This window comes from Cyclobacterium sp. 1_MG-2023 (genome assembly GCF_030546805.1).
Lineage (GTDB): Bacteria > Bacteroidota > Bacteroidia > Cytophagales > Cyclobacteriaceae > Cyclobacterium.
Genome location: NZ_JAUOPC010000020.1, coordinates 1 through 18,518, shown reverse-complemented (window position 1 = coordinate 18,518; position 18,518 = coordinate 1). Strand labels below are relative to the sequence as shown.

Sequence of the window (18,518 nt, the reverse complement as noted above, 5' to 3'; positions counted from 1 at the left end):
ATGAAGACTATTATAACCATCTTATTCTTTGTTTTAACGGTTTCGAGTTCCATTGGGCAACAAGGTACTTTACTTATATCCGAGGAAAATTCACACAATATTGAGGTGGAAATAGGTGAACCAGGAAATTATGAGATAACAGCATTGGGTTCTGATCCTTATCTCTTTACTGCTCCATTGATAGCTGAAATTGACAATGAAGAGACAATTCTCACTTTCGAGTATTTTTCTACGGAGTACCTTGATAATTTTCAGCTTTTCTTTGGCCCCCCAATGGATGAAAACTTCAGTATAATTGCATCATTGGGCATTCGGGAAGGTTGGAGTAGTTATGCTATTGATGTAAAAGATGCCTTACCTAAAGGTTGGGGGAAGAAAGGAGATGTCATAAGAATGGATTTTGGTGGAGGTGCAGGATATGCTGGGCAGTTCCGAAACTTTCGTTTCAGACGACCCAATGCAAGTGAAATTCAAAGATCTCTAGACCAAGAGCTGTTGATGAAAGAAAAAGAGGCTTACAAAGCTGAATTGTTGAACTATTTAAATACGAATTTCCAGAATTCAATTAGAGAGGTGAATGTTCTGGATTCTGCCATAATTATAAAAGGTTTTCTTTCCAAAACCAGCCCTAATTACTATGTGGCAGAAGTTCCCATGCATGTACAGGTGACCAAAGCTGCTAATTTTGAATCAATTTACCCAATAGCACAATCGCAAGGAGAGTTTGAGATTAAAGTGCCAAGATTTACATTCCAAGATGATTTTATGAGAGATGGCCTGCTGTCAGGTTGGGCAATCGTAAAGAAGCAATACAACGGTGTTGACTTGCAGTCGCATCTTCGTTATATGGATAAAATCGAGCCAGTTTTTAGCTCAACAGCGGCTGTATTGAAAAACAAAAAAGGCTTAGGCAACTTTCATAGCAACGATTATGTGAGTGATTTGGACTCCTTGGGAATAGGAAGTATCACTACTAATATGTGGATTTCCAAAATGTTACGTTCTGCGCCCTCTGACAAAACCATCACCTTTAATTACGGGGGTAAGGATTATTATGCAGATAAGCAATGGGTAGAAAAACATGATAGGGCGCTAAAAGAATCCGCTAAAAGAAAGGTTATTACATCTGCGATAGTGTTGATAGATAAGGCTGTTAATACGCCTGATAAGGAGATTGGAGCCATTATGGAACATCCTGATTGCGAACCTTCAGGTATTTATAGCATGGCCAATTTTACTGATCCGGAGGCAGTTCATCTATATGCAGCTGCCATGGATTTTTTGGCCCAAAGATACAGTGATCCATCAGAAGGTCATGGAAGAGTTCACCATTGGATCGTTCATAACGAAGTGGATGCAGGCTGGGTCTGGACAAATATGGGAGAAACGGATAGCCTTACTTTTATGGACACCTACCATAAATCGCTTCGGTTAATTAATAATATTGCCAAGCAGTACAATGCACATTCTAAAGCTTTTATTACCCTTACTCATTATTGGAACTGGACGGTTGATAAGCATTTTTATTTATCTAGAGACTTGCTGGAAATGCTTATCAAATACAGCGACCTTGAAGGAGACTTTGATTGGGGGGTTGCCCATCATCCGTATCCGGAATCACTGTTTGAGCCCAAGAGTTGGTTGGACAAGAAAGCAACCTTCAGTTTCGATACACCTTTGATTACCTTCAAAAACATTGAAGTATTAGACGCTTGGGTAAAACAGCCATATGTCAAATTTAAGAATAGAACCAAGCGCACCGTCTTTCTCTCAGAACAGGGGCCTAATTCCAGAGATTATTCGCCTAAACATTTGAATGAACAGGCAGCCAGTATTGCTTATGTGTGGAAGAAAATGGAGGTTTTGGATGGAATTGACGCTTTCCAGTTTCACAATTGGCTGGACAATAGGGGGGAAGGTGGTTTAAGAATAGGTCTTAGAAGATTCCCAGACGATGAAGAGGATCCTGCCGGTAAAAAACCCGTCTGGTTTGTGTACAAAGATCTTGGTACTGATCAAGAGAGATCATCAATTGAATTTGCAAAAGAAATAATAGGTATTTCATCTTGGGATGAGGTAAGACACTTAAAAGAAATAAAATGAAACTTTCTGAAATCAATATCTATGTCATTGCGCTTATATTAGTTTTGGCAGTTCACCCAAAGGTAGAAGCACAAAATGAACTAATCAATTATAGCTCTAATCTCCCTGCAACGGATGCTTTGGGGCGCTCACTTCCCGGATATGAAGAGGTGGGAGAGCTAAAAGAGGATAAATTCGTCGGTATTTTTTATTGGACCTGGCATACCCAACAATCAAAAAACAGTGTTAAAGCATTTAATGCCAGTGAAATTCTGGAAAAAAAGCCTGAAGCGATTAACGATTACAATGATCCCATTTGGCCCACACGAAAAGAGGCAGGAGCCTTCTTTTGGTCGGAGCCACTTTATGGTTATTATTTAGATACCGATCGTTGGGTATTGTACAAGCATGCTGAAATGCTGGCCGATGCAGGTGTAGACATGGTCATGTTTGATTGTACCAATGGCTCCTTTACTTGGAAGGAATCTTATATGGCATTGGCTGAAGTCTTTACTGAAGCAAGAAAGAATGGCATAAAAACTCCTCAGATTGCTTTTATGATGGCCTTTTGGCCAACAGATGGTAGCTACCAAGCGATAAAAGAATTGTATGAAGAGCTTTACAAACCGGGGTTATATCAGGATCTCTGGTTTTATTGGAAAGGTAAGCCATTAATTATGGGCTATCCTGACCGTTTTACAGCTGTTGAAGGAGATCCTGAAACCAGTAAATTGCATCAGGAAATTAGAGCGTTTTTTACTTTCAGACCTGGCCAACCTGTTTACAATAAGGGGCCGAAGAGAGAAGACCACTGGGGTTGGTTAGAAATAGCACCACAACACGGTTTTGTTAGTGATAAGAATGGTGGATTTGAGCAAGTGACCGTGGGAGTCTCACAAAATTGGTCAAAAGACAGAGGGTTAACCGCAATGAATGCACCGGGATCTTTTGGCAGAAGTTATACGGATACAAATGGTCATGCGGAGGATCCTGATGCTGTCAATTATGGTTTGAATTTTCAAGAACAATGGGAAAGGGCTTTTGTGCTTGATCCGGAATTTGTATTCATCACGGGTTGGAACGAGTGGATTGCCGGAAGGTACGAAGAGTGGCAGCAACAGCACAATGCCTTTCCAGACCAATACAATCAGGAGCACAGCCGAGACATAGAGCCCATGAAGGGTGGACATGGGGACAATTATTACTATCAGATGGTAGCCAATATCCGAAAGTTTAAAGGAGTATCCAAGCCTCCTAAATTCACCCAGAACAAAAAAATTAGCATTGATGGTAATTTTGTGGATTGGGAAACGGTGTCTCCGAAATTCAAGTCTCATAAAGGAAATACCCTTAAAAGGAATAGTGGAGGTTGGGGAGATTTAGTGTATAAAAATACCACTGGTAGAAATGATATAGTGGCTAGTAAAGTTGCCAGTGATAAAGACAATCTCTACTTTTATGTAGAAACCTCAAATGCACTAAGCCCATCTGATGATCCTGCCTGGATGAGGTTATTCATCGACACTGATCGCAATGGAGATACTGGTTGGGAAGGCTATGATTATGTTATTAACCGATCAAATCCTGGTGAGAAAGCCACTATTGAGAAGAATACTGGGGGTTGGAATTGGGAAAAAGTAGACAGTTTGAAATGGAAGATGTCTGTCAATAAGATGGAAATAGCTGTACCCAAAACGGTATTAAAATTGAATGGGAAGGTAAATATTGAGTTCAAATGGTCAGATAATATGCAAGCAGGTGGTGAAATAATGGACTTTCTGCTACATGGTGACGTTGCCCCACTTGGCAGATTCAATTATTATTATGCACCTTGATGGGGTGATGATGTGATCTGGTGATGGAGTGAGTTGGTTATGTAGTGATGGGGTGAAAATCTAGCTAAAAAGAAACTCCTATTACAAGACTTAATGTCACTTTGTGTTTAGGCCCAGTCATAGCACTTCAATATTCACGATTCCGATATAAATTGATGTGTCGTTGCGATTCCTTATTTGGGGAGGTGTAGCGCAGGGAAAGGGTGTGGCAATCTCATCACCTTGGAGATTCCTTCGACTTTCTATACCTAAAGCCACTGCAAAGTCTATTGGTGACGGATTTTAAAAACCAGGGTTAAGGAGCCACTGGCATTAGCGAAAAGCCGGTTTCACTATTGAGCTTACTATAAGCTAATGCCCAAAAAAGCCAACTGATTAACACCCTGGGTGGCACCTCCTTCGTCGGCTTACCCAGGGCTACAAAGATTGCACTCTGCTGGAGTGCTGCATTTAAAATTGTCTTCTGAATTTCTGACCTTGTTAATTTTAATTCTTGGAATGACGAATTTTTCATAAAACTGAATCGGGTTCTGGCCTTATTAAAAATCAATTTCCGCCTTGTAGCTTTTCGACGTTAAGAAATTTAAGAGGCGATGGCAAGGACACAGGCACTGTTTGACGAAGTTTTTGGTATAGTAATTATTAAAAAAGCAACGCAAACATTTTAACCAAAAACAAGGAGTTTGCCTGTGTGCAGGAGGCCTTAAATTTTAGCCGAAAAGATACTCAGCGGCGGGGTTTTTGGGTTACTTTTTTGGCCACTGACTAGGATCAGGACAGGCCTGCAGCAAAAAAGTAACAATCGAAATGGTGAAAGCCTCGGTATAGATATACTGTCCTTTATTTAAAACCTCAATTCGAGTTATAATTATGCTAATAATATCGTTATATCGTCATAGCGACCCCTTTCTTGTGGAGTTGTAGCGTAGGAAAAGGGTGTGGCAATCTCATCCCATTGTTGAGATTCCTTCGACTTTCTCTACACGAGGCCCCTGCAAAGTCTCGGAATGACGGATATCTTAACTTCCGCCTTGTAGCTTTTCGACGTTAAGAAATTTAAGAGGCGATGGCAAGGACACAGGCACTGTTTGACGAAGTTTTTGGTATAGTAATTATTAAAAAAGCAACGCAAACACTTTAACCAAAAATAAGGAGTTTGCCTGTGTGCGGAAGGCCTTGAATTTTAGCCGAAAAGATACACAGCGGCGGGCTTTTCTCCTGACTTGCTACGCATCAGGACAGGTTGTTTGCTTTTTTGATCCCGATTCGTTTCACTGCTCGGGACATGCACTATAGCAAAAAAGTAAAAATGCTCTTATTAATTGAATTCTGTCAACTTGGTTTCTGCATATTTAAAATGATAATTCTCGAAATTACTTTCCGTCATTGCGGACCTTTTGGGCAGGGCTAAGGTGCGGCCGTCTCGTCATTGTGAGATCTCTTTGCGAGGCCTCTGCAAAGTCTCGGAATGACGATAATAATTTCCGCCTTGTAGATTTTCGGCGTTAAGAAATTTAAGCTGGGTTGGCAAGGGCACAGGCACTGTTTGACGAAGTTTTTGGTTTAGTAATCATTAAAAAAACAACGAAACAATAATACCAAAAACTAAGGAGTTTGCCTGTGTGCGGGAAGCCTTAAATTTTAGCCGAAAAAATACTCAGCGGCGGGGTTTTTTGTTTACTTTTTTGACCTGTAGCAAAAAAGTAAAAATGGTTTTAATATTTGACTTTGGATAGGTATAAAGAAATGTAATTCAAAATGCATCATGGACCTATTAAAGTTCTGATTATAATTTATCCATTCATTTTTTTCTACCGATCAAGCCCTGAGTTGCTCCGCTTCATAACATGCATTAATTATAAGAAACGAACCAAAGAGAAAATTAGAAAGCATAAAAAATCTTCTAGGGTAAATACAAACCTCCAATAGAAGGCCTTATCCTTTCATTTCATGGTCAAATCATACAAAATATAAAGATATTGTGTTATATTTTTATAAATTTATAAAATAAGCGTAAATTAGTTTGGAGTTAAAATTTAATTCTGAAATAAAAACATTATGAAATATATTATAGTAGTAATATTTTTTGTGACAGTAATTATTCCTCCTGCTGTAAGTCAGGAATTGGATTCAATTCCCAACCTTAAATCCGTACCCTATCACTCTCCCTCTCCACCTCCGGAATGGGCTTTGTTACAAAGGCAAATGATGGAAGCACTCTATCCTGCCGCCATGGAGTTTGTTGAAAAATACACCAATCCTGACGGTACCTTAATATGGAGAGATGAATGGCCCGGGATGGATGGATCAGATGACGGCTATGAGAGTTTTTATAATTTCCCCTTGTATTATGCGCTAGGTGGACCAAAAGAAATAGACCTGCTTTCCAGGAAATTATGGGAAGGAGTTACCAGACAGTTTACCGGCTATGGTCAGATAGTGGATGAATTTGATGCAGGCTATGACTGGATGCATCATGGGGAATCTTATACCTATTTTTACTTTTTCGGCCTGGCAGATCCTACTGATAAAAAGATGCGGGACAGGGCCATGAAATTTGCAAAATTGTATTTTGATGATGGTACTGAAAACTCCAATTTTGACAGTAAATTGAAACTTATTCGTTCCCCACTTACAGGTAGCCTTGGTCCCAGGTTTGTGAATACTGCTGAAGATTGGGTTACCCATAGACCCATTTTAAGCAATTACCCCCTTCCATATGACGACATACCCAATGTCACTTCAGGAAAAGATTGGAACAACGACAACAAATTCCAATTTATTTTGGAGGCTTTAAATAACCGCATGATGAAAGGAGATGTGCCCTTAAATTTGGCTTCAACAAGCATGATGCTGAACGCCTATATGTACAATGGGGAGGAGGAATACAAAGAATGGGTAACCTCCTATGTCAATGCTTGGATGGAAAGGACTGATAAAAACAATGGGATAATCCCGGATAATGTAGGCCTTTCGGGGGAGATTGGAGAACATATGGATGGGAATTGGTGGGGAGGATATTATGGGTGGAAATGGCCCCATGGGGTCAAAAATAAGCTGGAAGCGACAACAATTGGCGCTTCCAATGCATACCTGATTTCCGGAGATGATAAATACCTGGATTTACCCAATGCCGTAATCGCATCCGTTTCAAATGAGGCAAAGGAAGAAAATGGTAAAAAATTGGTGCCTCACCGATATGATCAAAGGGGCTGGTACGACTACCGGCCGATGCAGCCCATGTATCCTACGCATTTATGGTACATGTCTCGGGAAAATAAGGATTGGGAAAGGGTAAAAGACTTGTTGGATCCTGAGGAAATGGAAAAATTGACTTATAGAAAGGGCAAAGGAGATGAAATTAATACGGCAACATGGTTAGGGTATTTAGAAGGGAAGGTTCCCACTTATCCGGTAGATATTTTAAAGGCCACGTACAATGAAATGCTTTCCAGACTGGACCGTATTAGAAAAGACACTACCACACCTGATTTTCAGGATGTCCATCATTGGCTGAACCTAAATCCGGTTGTATTAGAAGGAATTGTTCAGACCATGCTTGGTGCTCCCAACCATATCTACCATGGAGGATTATTGCATACGTCAGTGCGCTATTTTGATCCTGAAAATAGGAGGACCGGAATTCCTTCCGATATGGCCGCATTGGTTGAACAAATCACCGATGCAGGTATTTCCCTAACATTGGTAAATCTACATCCCACCGAAACAAAGAAGGTAATTGTTCAGGGTGGGATGTTTGGAGAACACCATATCAAACGGGTAAATATGATCGACAAATACCCTTACCAATTTGATACAATCGATCACAAATTTTTTCAAGCTGAGATAGCACCGGGATCGGTTGTGAAATTGGAAATTGAAATGACCCGATTTCAAAATCCTCCGACCTATGCCTTTCCATGGCATGGAGAAAACATACCGGAAAGGGATATTAATTATTAGTTTGGGTTTGAATATAGAAAAAAATGTAAGGGAATGAAGCTTGCCTGAGAGATTTTGTCAGTATTGTTGCAGAAAAAAAGCAACAATACCGCCAAAATCAGTTTGTGCTTCTTGCCTTAACCAAGGCTTAACAGCTTTGGCTACAAAAATGGCACCCCCATGGGGTTTTGGGCCATTGTTTTTACAACTAAGTTCCTGACATGCTACGCATCAGGATGGGTCACTACAAAGATTGCACTCTGCTGGAGTGCTTTATTGTTTATAATCATCTTAACTCTGAGCTTTTAAAATGTCAAGTCTCGGAATGACGTTTTTCGGTCACTGAGCTTGTCGAAGTGTACCGAATTAACGATATACCATTTCGTCATTGCGAACCCTTTTTTGGGGAGGTGTCGCGTAGGAAAAGGGTGTGGCAATCTCATTACGTTGGAGATTCCTTCGACTTTCTCTACGCAAAGCCCCTGTAAAGTCTCGGAATGACGTTTTTTCGGTCACTGAGCTTGTCGAAGTGTACCGAATTAATGATATACCATTTCGTCATAGCGAACCCTTTCTTGTGGAGTTGTAGCGTAGGAAAAGGGTGTGGCAATCTCATCCCATTGTTGAGATTTCTTCGACTTTCTCTACGCAAAGCCCCTGCAAAGTCTCGGAATGACGAAAATTTACTTCCGCCTTGTAGATTTTCGACGTTAAGAAATTTAAGAAGCGATGGAAAGGACACAGGCATGGTTGGAATAGGATTTAGAGGATGAGCCTCTAGAAATAGTAATTGTTAAAAGCGAAACCATAGATACCGGAGTTTGCCTGTGTGCGGAAGGCCTTAAATTTTAGCCGAAAAGATACTCAGCGGCGGGCTTTTCTCCTGACTAGCTCCGCTTCAGGACAGGCCTGAGTTGCTATGATTCAGGGCAGGTTCGTTACTACTTTGACCACTGAGTCGCTCCAAGTCAGGGCAGGCTTGCAGCAAAAAAGTGACAAGAGTTTTTTATAAGAGAAGTTTTGGATTAATAAAATAAGGTTTAAAGCATCCGTATTCCGTTCATTTCTTTTCCCCTGAGTTGCTTTGCCACAGGCCATGCATTAATGAAAAGAAACGAACCAAGGAAACATTTAACCAAGACTAATCTACAGAAATAACACCAACCTTTTCAATACCTTACCCGATCTTTTTTGTTATAAAGTAATCCTTTTTCCTGTAGTAATTGATAAACACTGACTTTCTCCTTGATATCATTGTTGATAAAGGAACGAATTAGATTATTATGCAACATTGAACCACCTAATTTCCCAAAGGAATGCCCATCTCGAATAAGCAATAAGGTGGAATTTAAATAAAACTCTGCCAACACATCATAACAAAACCTGGGAAGCAATTTGTCATGTACTGCACCTACAATCAGAACCTTACCAGTAAAATTTAATCCCCGATCATAATTTACCCCATAAACAGAGAAAGGTATGCGTTCAAACTGCTTCCATATTTCGTGACTTTCCAGCATCATCCACTTCGCTATTTTAGATTCTAGTAAATTGGCAGCTGCATTATAGGTCAATCCATAACTGTGCTCAAAAAGCCTAATTTTCAGAGCGATATCGGCTTTATCTGCTTCTACTAAAGACGGCAACAGAAACCGCCATTTTAAATAAGTATAAAAGGCCAGGTCTATGTCTTCAGTCCCCGTTTGTTCCTTACAAAGGTTCTCGGAATTGTTGTACCACAAAAAGTCTAAGTAGGAAGTATTTTCAAGTGGTATTGATTCCAGGCACTGTGAGGGGTTGATAAGATTCAGGTTTTTTTGAAGGTCAAACAATAAGGGGTTAAAAGAAATCAAAGACTTGACGTTTTCAGGGAAAAGTCCAAGGTAATAATGCGAGTAGGCAGCTGCACCGGAATAACCAAATAAATGTACTGGCCGATCTCCTGGTAAGTCTTTACGGACCAATTCTATGTCTCTTGCTTGTTGGTCCATATTTAGCAATTGATAAGCTTTTGCCCAATCAATTTCCCCTGAAGAATTGATAATTTTCAAAATGGCATCAGCCTCATTCCGACCTTTGATATGAACGATATTAAATTCATCCCGCAGTGGCTGCAGGTCTATGCTTTCCTGAAAATACTTGTCCAAGGGATCCTCAATAAGCAGAATGGTTTCCTTTTGCTTATCGTAGGCATGCATTAGCATATAGCTAATTTCTATTTTCCTAGCATTCTTTACATGATGATCCAGCGGTACTAATAGGAAGTGAGTTGTATCAGAGGGAGGAAGGTAAAAACCTGTGATTGCACTTAGAAACAGTAGAAAAGCTATCAAAAAACTGTTTGGTTTAAGTTGACGATACGAGGCTCAAAGTATTTTTCTTAAACCTCTAATATTCAGGAGTCAGTACTTAAAAATAGCTTGTTTAAAATCTTAATCCAATTATGGATAGAATTTGCAGCGTTAAATTATGTAAAATAGGATCTTTTGGTTCCTAGAGTGATTGTAAGTCAAAAACAACAAATCTAGGATCTTCTTGGAGGGGTGAGGTGATGATGTGGTGATCTTGTGATGGGGTGATAGGGTGATGTTGTGATCTGGTAATAGAGTGAATGATTGCTGACAGGCACAAGGGTAAAGCTAAGAGGGAAATAATTTAGGGAGTTTAAGACCTGATCGTCAAAGATGTGCGTATTCACGTCTTCTAAGTTTGGATAAGAATTATCCCCTATCAAATGGTACAACACCACTGTATCTCCCATATTTTGGGTAGCTGTAAACAGCTTATGGTATTTTTGGATTAAAGGGAGTGAGGTTTTATTGGTGAGGATTAAAAAAGATTGTTTTAGCGAAGTATTTTTGCCCATTGAGGTATTATTTTAGGTCAGGTAAGTCAAAAACAGCAATTCCTGGATCTTCATCTGTAGTGATGCCATATATTTTTTGGGACGCTTCGTCTACAGCCAATCCTCTGATTGAAATATCCAATATAAATTTACATATGATATTACCTTCCAGGTCAAAAACATAGATATCATTGGCGATTTCACTACTTTCCCTTAATTGTTTTTCAGTTTTACCGGTATATAAACCAAAAATATAGTTTTTAGATATGGCAATGTCCAAATAGGCCAAGGGTTCGGCTATATCTACAATTAATGCACCAGATGAGCCACTAGAATTCACAATAGTAAATTTGGGAATGTAATTGAAGGGGCCATCTGTGATATAAATGCTTCCGTTCTCTTTGTTTAAAATTTCAATCCTATCTCTATAACCACCAGCAGATGCATAAATATTATTTAGCTGGTTTCCTTTATACCAACCCAAATGAAGATCCGACATCATATAATTCGTTAGGTCTTCTCTTACTAAATGATCTTCCCATTTTCCATAATTTGCTAAGCGCCTGCCATCAATCGAAAATTCTACAAACTGATGGGGGTCATTTACCATGCGGCACATAACTGTACTATCGGAGGACCAAGCCATGGCCATAGCCATAAAGAAGTCTCCTTCTTGTTTGATCTGATTTTTTGACAAGGATGTCGAATCATTAAGGGCGAATTCTGAAAAATGTTTTGACATGGCGCTATAAACCCAGAAAGTATTATCATTGGCACCTAAATCAATTCCTGATACGTCAGAAACTTCACCAGGTCCAAAGCCTCTTTTACCGAAAGGCCGCAAATATTTCATTTTTTTTGCATCGAGGACATGAATTGGAGGAAAATCTTCAGGTACCCTTCTGCTTTCGCCAATGATTAATTTATTGTTTTTAATGAAAATTTTAAGCGGCACTTTTATTTCCTCAAAAAAGTATTTTTTGCCAGCCAGGTTTACTGTTCTAGGTATCGTTTTTTCAGTAAAGCTTTTTAAATTATCAGATTTCAATTTGTCTTCTGAACAATTCGATAAGGACAATAGTATAATGATTAACATTGCCGCATTTAATAAAACCTGATTTGATTTTTTAGTTAATTTCACAACAGTATTAAATTTACAATTTGCTAAAAAGCTTCACGATAAACCGAAAGATTCTAACTAACCTAAATAAATCTAGATATAAAATAACTCTTATCGTGAAGCCTTTTATTTACTATTTACCATAGATTATTGATGATTCGTACAGGTATCACCTGGAAAATCTCTATCAACCGGTCTGTCCTCTGACCATACTATTCCAGATTCATTAGTACAGTATGAGGTGCCTGGGCAACACATATAACCACAACCTCCATCTGCTTCCACATTAAAAGAATTAAATAATCCAACACTCATGGCCACTACTCACACGGCCACTGAAGCTTTTTGTAAAGTTATTTTCTTTTTCATGCTATTTTTTGGTTTATGGTTAAAATAAGGTATAATTAAACCAATTAAAATTATTTTTCATAAACGATTAATTATATTTATCGTGAACTGGTTGCTTTTTTCCGTGAATGGGCATTATTACCTTGGTATTAATCTGTGTGAAGACTGTAATGAGAAGAAAATCAGGAATTTGGGGTGTTTAGATTGAGTGATGTTGTGATGTGGTGATTTAGTGACCTTGTGATCTACTGAAGAGGAGTTCTTAAGGAATTGGTTAATCCTTTATTTGATATATGGCAAAAACAAAAGACACTGTTTCTTGTTGTAGTGACTCAAGCAGGGGATGGTCAGAATTTTCCATCTGTTCAATTGTAATAAATTCATCGGGATAATGAACGCTAATAAGTGTTTTATCGGATAAATATTTAACATTTAAATAAGGTAATAATCCATCTAAATCATTGGTAGCATTGGAGATGGATTTAGAGGTTTTTTTTGTTCTATTATAGAGTAGTGTACTTCTGTAATTTTTCTCCCTAAAACAAGTGACCAAATATTTTCCGGATAGGTGTAAATTGGGCATGTGGTATACATAGTCTTGCATGTACTCCAAGTTATTGAGAATATTTGAGTCATGTTCCTGAAATATATTTAACTTTAGCTTTTTAGAATTCTCAAAATCCAAATACATCTTTTCTTTCAATTCCTTACCTTCAAATACGTAGATTGTATCGGAAAAATGCTTTGTAAAGAAAGTTTTGTTGTCTAAGTAGACCAAGATATTCCTGTCGGCAAAAAACGGAATTTTTTCTTCCATAAATTTAGAGGTAAAAAAAGGATGGACTTTTTGGTTTTCATATGAAAATAATATATTATCGCCATGCTTAGGGTCAGCCGACGAAATGTTTGGAGGAACGTAAAATATCAACTCGTCCTTTTTGGTAGCTAAGAATTTATATCCACCACTTATTGGTCTGTCTAAATCTTCAACGAAATTTCCATTGAAATCGAATGTCAATATTTTTTTGGTAGATAAAATAAGTACTTTCGGGTCTTCATGATGTATGACAAAGTCGTTAATTTGAGTGTACTCCCCCGGTCCTTCCCCAAATGCGTTGATACTGCTTAGGAAATTACCCTCCTTGTCAAGGATAATTACTTTGGGATTTTGGTAAAAGTCTCCAATGAATATATTATCTTCAGTTATAATTACTTTATCGGCCTGGCCAATGGCTGATTCAAGTGGTAATTGGACAGTTATATAATTTACTTTATTAAAAACTTCTGAAAATCTTTCGATATTTTCTTCAGGTATGGGAATTGCCATATTTTGGGAACCCAAATTATTGTTATTGGATGTATTTGAGCAGGAGCAGAGAAATAAAAAACTAAAGATAATTCCGGGTAATGTTTGAGAGAAAGAATTCATTGTTTTTCTTAAAAGCCTCCACATGCGAGACTACATGGGTTTTGCATCCAAACTTCGCAGGTAAAAATTCCTTCTTCACGGCATTTTTTTACTACATGGATACAATTGGGATAATAATTTTGGCAGTAGTCGTTTTCTTTATAATAGCCACAACCTCCATCTGCTTCCACATTAAAAGAGTTAAATAGTCCAACTCTCATGGCTACCACCCCTACAGCCACCGTAGCTTTTTGTAAAGTTATTTTCTTTTTCATGCTATTTTTTGGTTTATGGTTAAAAGATTTTTTAATTAAACCAATTAAAATTATTTTTCATATAGGAATAATCATTTTTCTTGTGAACCGGATTCGTTTTCCCGTGAACGGGCTTTTTTATCTTGTTAATAACATGTGTGAAGACTGTAATGAGAAGAAAATCAGTAATTTGTGATATAGAGATTGAGTGATGGGGTGATGTAGTGATGAGGTGTACCATTCTTTTGCCATTATCTTTTTTATCACCCGTTAGGACTGAAAATTTGACATCTTGTATAATGGTGAATTATCTTTTTGGGAATCAGGGCATAATAAAAATGGCCTTGTTAGCTCTCTACTAGAATGAAATATACGTTAAAAACACTTATTAAAACCACTATAAAAAAAATCACTATATTTAAAGGAGCTAATTCTACCAAACAGCATGGAAAAATTTGAAGAATTTGAACATCGTATAAAGCGGGCTTTGAACAACTTGGATGCCAAAATTTCCTATTTAAATGATGTTACAGGTCAATTCAAAAACTCCTTTGGAGAATTCCAGAAAGAGATGGATGAGTTTATGCATTTTGTCGGGAATCACGTTTCAGATCATGAACAGCGTCTCATCCGGATTGAGAAGCGCATGGGTATTTAAATAATTGTTTGTTCTTTTTTGACTTGGGTTTTAATGATGGAGGTTTAGCAATATTGATATTAAATGAGAATGATTAATCATTCTAATCTTTTATCTATTTGTTAATAGGGATCAATTTATTGATGATAAAGTGATGTGGTGATCTTGTGATGGGGTGTGGTTTTAGGTTTTGGGGACTTTATATTCTGTTTTATGTTTAGCTAGGATTTATCTACCCAAGGCAAAAAGGTTTTTACCAGTCTTCAGGCAAGTCCAAGGACCAAACATCATTGACTAGGGGAGGGAGCATGCCTCCGGCAACAAATATTTTATCCTGGAAAACAAAAGCCGAATGTTCGTGTCGGCCGGGCCAGGATATTTTCGGCTTGTATTCGGTCCAGTTTATGCCATCCCTGCTGTACCAGGCATCTCCCCAATTTTTGTAAGGGTTATTGGACCAGCCGCCCATTACCCAGATGCAGTCCCTGTACACGACAGATGAAAACCATATCCGCTCATGCCATGGGGCAGCTTCGGTTACCTGTTCCCAATTGATACCGTCTTCTGTGACCCAGACATCGATTTTTGCATGGTATTCAGGAGTGTAATTCCCACCTCCAAAAACATACATTTTGCCATTGAGCACGGCGGACTGATGGTAAGCTCTTGGAGACCAGCCGGCATCGGCAGTGGCCAATTCCCAATCCTTCCCATTTTCGGAAACCCAAACATCATTTTTAAGGCTTTTTTCATCCCCAAAATAGTAATTCTCTATTCCGCCCATTAACCATAGCTTGCCTTTGAATTCCACTATGGTTGATGCTATTCTAGGTGTCCAAGAGGCAGTCTTCTTTTTCAATTTCCAGTCTGCTCCATTTGTGGAGGACCAGATGCTATTGCTGGCAGAATGTCCTTCCAGCCGGCCATTGTACCAGCCACCTGCGATCCACATTTTATCCTCAAAAACAAAAGTCATGGGCAGGTCACTGTGGATCCATGGTGCATTGGATGCTACTTTGTTCCAATCCTTTCCATTAGCAGATGACCAAACATCTCTTGGTGGTGCATGATGGGAATCAAACCAGCCACCTAAAATCCAGAGCTTGTCCTTATAAACCAGTTCCCCCTGTGAATCCCTGGCTTGCCAGTCAGCCTTTTCACTCACCTGTTCCCAATTGGGTAAAGGGTTTTGGGCTTTTAGGCCAATAGACAATAGACTAAAAAAAAGTAAAGGGAGGAAGAAATTTCTTTTGTTCATTTTAGGAAGCATATTACTCATTTACTCTTTTTCCAAAGCCCAATGAATACTATTGATCAGCAATTGAATAAAGGGTGCTTGTTTGAAATCCGTTGGATAGCCCAATGAGGTGTAAAAAACCTTTCCACCATAAGCTGTATTTCTTGTCCATGCTATGGGTTCGATGTCGGATTTCCCTCTTGGCTTGCCATTGAGTAAAACCACCGCATTTGGATCAATGATAGGCTTAACTTTATAAACCTGCCCCTTGCTTTTCCAATTATTCAAATCTATGTTAGCTAAAAATTGGATGTCCTTCAGCATTGGGGAAAGCACTTACAATTGTCCCTAATTTCTCAGGAAAATAACCATTGTTTTCACAGCCCAAGATGTCCGGTACAAAACCCCACCATCCTTCAAATCCGGGCTCCACTTCATCTCTCACCGAAAACCCGTGATTGGCTGTTCGCAAACCCACCAATGGCTTACCCGACCTGAGGTAATTTTTGATGCTTGTCATTTGGTCAAAAGGCAGTGCTAATCTTCTGCAAAAGACCACCAGTAAATCCGCCTCTTTAAGTATCTCAAGGTTAGGAAAGCGATAGGCGCCATATGTGCCCTCACCTTTGAGCACGGTTATTTTTAAGTCTTCAAATTTTTTATCCAACATCTCCGCAAAAGGAGGGACCGTAAGGTGGGCTTCATAGTTTAAAGGATCCTCACTGATTAGAAACACCACATGTTTTTGTTCCTTAGGTTCATCGAGGCCTAAGGTTGTTGCAAAGATAGTTACAGGTAAGCCTACAACACAGTAAATCAAAAGCGCGACCAAGATGGATTTATGGTTTTTCATTATATGGTAAAATGATTGATGTAAAGTTTATTTGAATTTCAATTATTATAATTGGCAATTTTAATTTTGACGGTTACCTTACCTAAATATGGTTTAAATTTTTGATGTATTGAAATTATATGCTAAAAAATATAGGTCAAGTAATGAATTTTACCGGACCCTGAGCGAAGTCGAAGTAACGGTCACGTCTCCCTAAGGCTTCGGCTCCGCTCAGCCACCGGGAATGAGGTGGTTTCCTTCATTTAATATTTGGATTAATTTACAATTCGTGGAAAAAATCCCCCTTTGTCCCCCTTTGAAAAAAAGGGGGATTTTAAGTTTTCAGGATTGCCAATTGCTTTACAGACTTTACATTGCGTTAGCCAGATTACAGGGCCAACGATTTCTCTAAAATAACCGGACCCTGAGCGGTGTCGAAGGGGAAGGTATATCGTTCACGTCACCCTATGGCTTCGGCTCCGCTCAGCCACCGGTTTGAATTGTGGTTATTCACTTTAATGCGTCTAAAATACCTTCTTCTTTGCAATGGGAATGCCTGTATTTCTTTCAAACAAAGCCTACATGACAGGAGAAAATGCCAATAATTCCATAACATGTTTTTTCCAATTATGGTAACTTTTAATGTATGATTTTGCAAGAAGCGCGGGGGCATGCCAGAGAACGAGGCGGCGTCGGGCTATGTGGGGAGGAGTTTTCTGCTGGCTGGATTTTTCTTTGCTTCGTTTCTTTTCATCAAGGGGAAAAGAAATGAAGAGGTCAAAAGATTCTTTGCTGGTTAAAGTAAATTTTTTTACCTCTCAAATATGCTAAGCCAAATTCCCGATCATCAAACCACCCTATGACTTCGACTCCGCTTAGCCGCCGGGGAAGGGGGGATTTTCTTTATTATTCCATCTAATAATTTACTTGAGAATTAAGGTGCTCCATAGGAGCAATATTTTTGTAGCATATGAGGTCAGTTTCGATTATTAGCTCCAAAGGAGCGGCACCTTTTTGATTTATACCGTTCCAATAAAAGCTCCTTTTAAATTATCCTATCGCAAGAAGCGCGGGGGCATGCCAGAGAACGAGGCGGCGTCGGGCTATGCGGGGAGGAGTTTTCTGCTGGCTTGATTTTTCTTTGCTTCGTTTCTTTTCATCTAAGGAAAAGAAATGAAGAGGTGAAAAATATCTTTGCAGAAGAGAATTAAAACTTTAACCTCCCTAACGGGCTAAGCCAAATTCCCGATCATCAAACCACTCTATGACTTCGACTCCGCTTAGCCACCGGGGAAGGGGTGATTTTCTTTATTATTCCATCTAATAATTTACTTGAGAATTTAGGAGCTCCAGAGGAGCAGTATTTTTGTAGCATATGAGGTCAGTTTCGATTATTAGCTCCAGAGGAGTGGCACCTTTTGATTTATACCGTTCCAATAAAAGCTCCTTTTAAATTATCCTATCGCAAGAAGCGCGGGGGCATGCCAGAGAACGAGGCGGCGTCGGGCTATGCGGGGAGGAGTTTTCTGCTGGCTGGATTTTTCTTTGCTTCGTTTCTTTTCATCAAGGGGAAAAGAAATGAAGAGGTCAAAAGATTCTTTGCTGGTTAAAGTAAATTTTTTCACCTCTCAAATATGCTAAGCCAAATTCCCGATCATCAAACCACCCTAAGGCTTCGACTCCGCTCAGCCACCGGGGAAGGGGTAGTTTCCTTTATTTATTATTTTCGATTAATTTACAATTCGTGGAAAAAATCCCTCTCGATTGTGGTCTGGACAAGCTCTGCGCCCCCTTTTTAAGAGGGATTTGGTAGCGATTGGGTTAACGGGTATGACATTCCCATTGGCTTTCTCAGCTCGATGAAATAATATCCTATCAGCACAAAATCCCCATTTCAGCTAATCCCCCTTCTCTTATGGTTTAAGCAAGTGAATGAATGTATTTTTTTTCATAAGCTCGGTCTTGGTTTACAACCGCA

At 39.1% G+C, this 18,518-nt stretch carries 12 protein-coding genes; 4 read left to right on the top strand and 8 right to left on the bottom strand.

What is annotated here, in order from left to right:
• The 3 genes from Q4534_RS22425 to Q4534_RS22415 all read left to right on the top strand — a co-directional run bounded on the left by Q4534_RS22425 (position 1) and on the right by Q4534_RS22415 (position 7,880).
• A complete protein-coding gene (locus Q4534_RS22425) occupies positions 1 to 2,103 on the top strand; it encodes a DUF5722 domain-containing protein (protein ID WP_303615398.1) in 2,103 nt (700 codons plus the stop codon).
• Complete coding sequence (locus Q4534_RS22420) at positions 2,100 to 3,917, top strand: hypothetical protein (protein ID WP_303615397.1); 1,818 nt, start codon at positions 2,100 to 2,102, stop codon at positions 3,915 to 3,917. The genes Q4534_RS22425 and Q4534_RS22420 overlap by 4 nt, the downstream gene beginning before the upstream one ends.
• Positions 3,918 to 5,975: 2,058 nt before the next feature.
• Entirely contained in the window at positions 5,976 to 7,880 is a 1,905-nt protein-coding gene (locus Q4534_RS22415; RefSeq protein ID WP_303615396.1) for a hypothetical protein, read from the top strand.
• Between the two features lie 1,148 nt (positions 7,881 to 9,028).
• On the opposite strand, the gene Q4534_RS22410 is transcribed toward Q4534_RS22415, so the two are convergent.
• From Q4534_RS22410 to Q4534_RS22390, 5 genes are all read right to left on the bottom strand, one after another.
• A complete protein-coding gene (locus Q4534_RS22410; protein WP_303615395.1) occupies positions 9,029 to 10,192 on the bottom strand; it encodes an alpha/beta fold hydrolase in 1,164 nt (387 codons plus the stop codon).
• Between the two features lie 191 nt (positions 10,193 to 10,383).
• Entirely contained in the window at positions 10,384 to 10,725 is a 342-nt protein-coding gene (locus Q4534_RS22405; RefSeq protein ID WP_303615394.1) for a hypothetical protein, read from the bottom strand.
• 7 nt (positions 10,726 to 10,732) lie between these two features.
• Positions 10,733 to 11,800 carry a BF3164 family lipoprotein gene (locus tag Q4534_RS22400; RefSeq protein WP_303615393.1) on the bottom strand — a complete coding sequence of 356 codons (1,068 nt, stop codon included), beginning with the start codon at positions 11,798 to 11,800 and terminating at the stop codon, positions 10,733 to 10,735.
• A gap of 646 nt (positions 11,801 to 12,446) precedes the next feature.
• Positions 12,447 to 13,499 (bottom strand): 6-bladed beta-propeller, encoded by a 1,053-nt coding sequence (locus Q4534_RS22395; protein ID WP_303615392.1) that lies wholly within the window; start codon positions 13,497 to 13,499, stop codon positions 12,447 to 12,449.
• Positions 13,500 to 13,609: 110 nt separating this feature from the next.
• Entirely contained in the window at positions 13,610 to 13,855 is a 246-nt protein-coding gene (locus tag Q4534_RS22390) for a hypothetical protein (protein WP_303615391.1), read from the bottom strand.
• 424 nt (positions 13,856 to 14,279) lie between these two features.
• Between Q4534_RS22390 and Q4534_RS22385 the strand changes: the two genes are divergently transcribed.
• Positions 14,280 to 14,492 (top strand): hypothetical protein, encoded by a 213-nt coding sequence (locus tag Q4534_RS22385; protein ID WP_303615390.1) that lies wholly within the window; start codon positions 14,280 to 14,282, stop codon positions 14,490 to 14,492.
• A gap of 232 nt (positions 14,493 to 14,724) precedes the next feature.
• Here Q4534_RS22385 and Q4534_RS22380 read toward each other — a convergent pair whose 3' ends face one another.
• The 3 genes from Q4534_RS22380 to Q4534_RS22370 are packed head-to-tail and all read right to left on the bottom strand — an operon-like array spanning position 14,725 to position 16,561.
• Positions 14,725 to 15,729, bottom strand: a complete 1,005-nt coding sequence (locus Q4534_RS22380) for a galactose oxidase (protein ID WP_303615389.1) — start codon at positions 15,727 to 15,729, stop codon at positions 14,725 to 14,727.
• A gap of 21 nt (positions 15,730 to 15,750) precedes the next feature.
• Positions 15,751 to 15,996, bottom strand: coding sequence for a ThuA domain-containing protein (locus tag Q4534_RS22375; protein WP_303615388.1), 246 nt, complete (start codon positions 15,994 to 15,996; stop codon positions 15,751 to 15,753).
• Positions 15,997 to 16,003: 7 nt separating this feature from the next.
• Positions 16,004 to 16,561 carry a hypothetical protein gene (locus Q4534_RS22370; RefSeq protein ID WP_303615387.1) on the bottom strand — a complete coding sequence of 186 codons (558 nt, stop codon included), beginning with the start codon at positions 16,559 to 16,561 and terminating at the stop codon, positions 16,004 to 16,006.
• Positions 16,562 to 18,518: the final 1,957 nt, after the last annotated feature.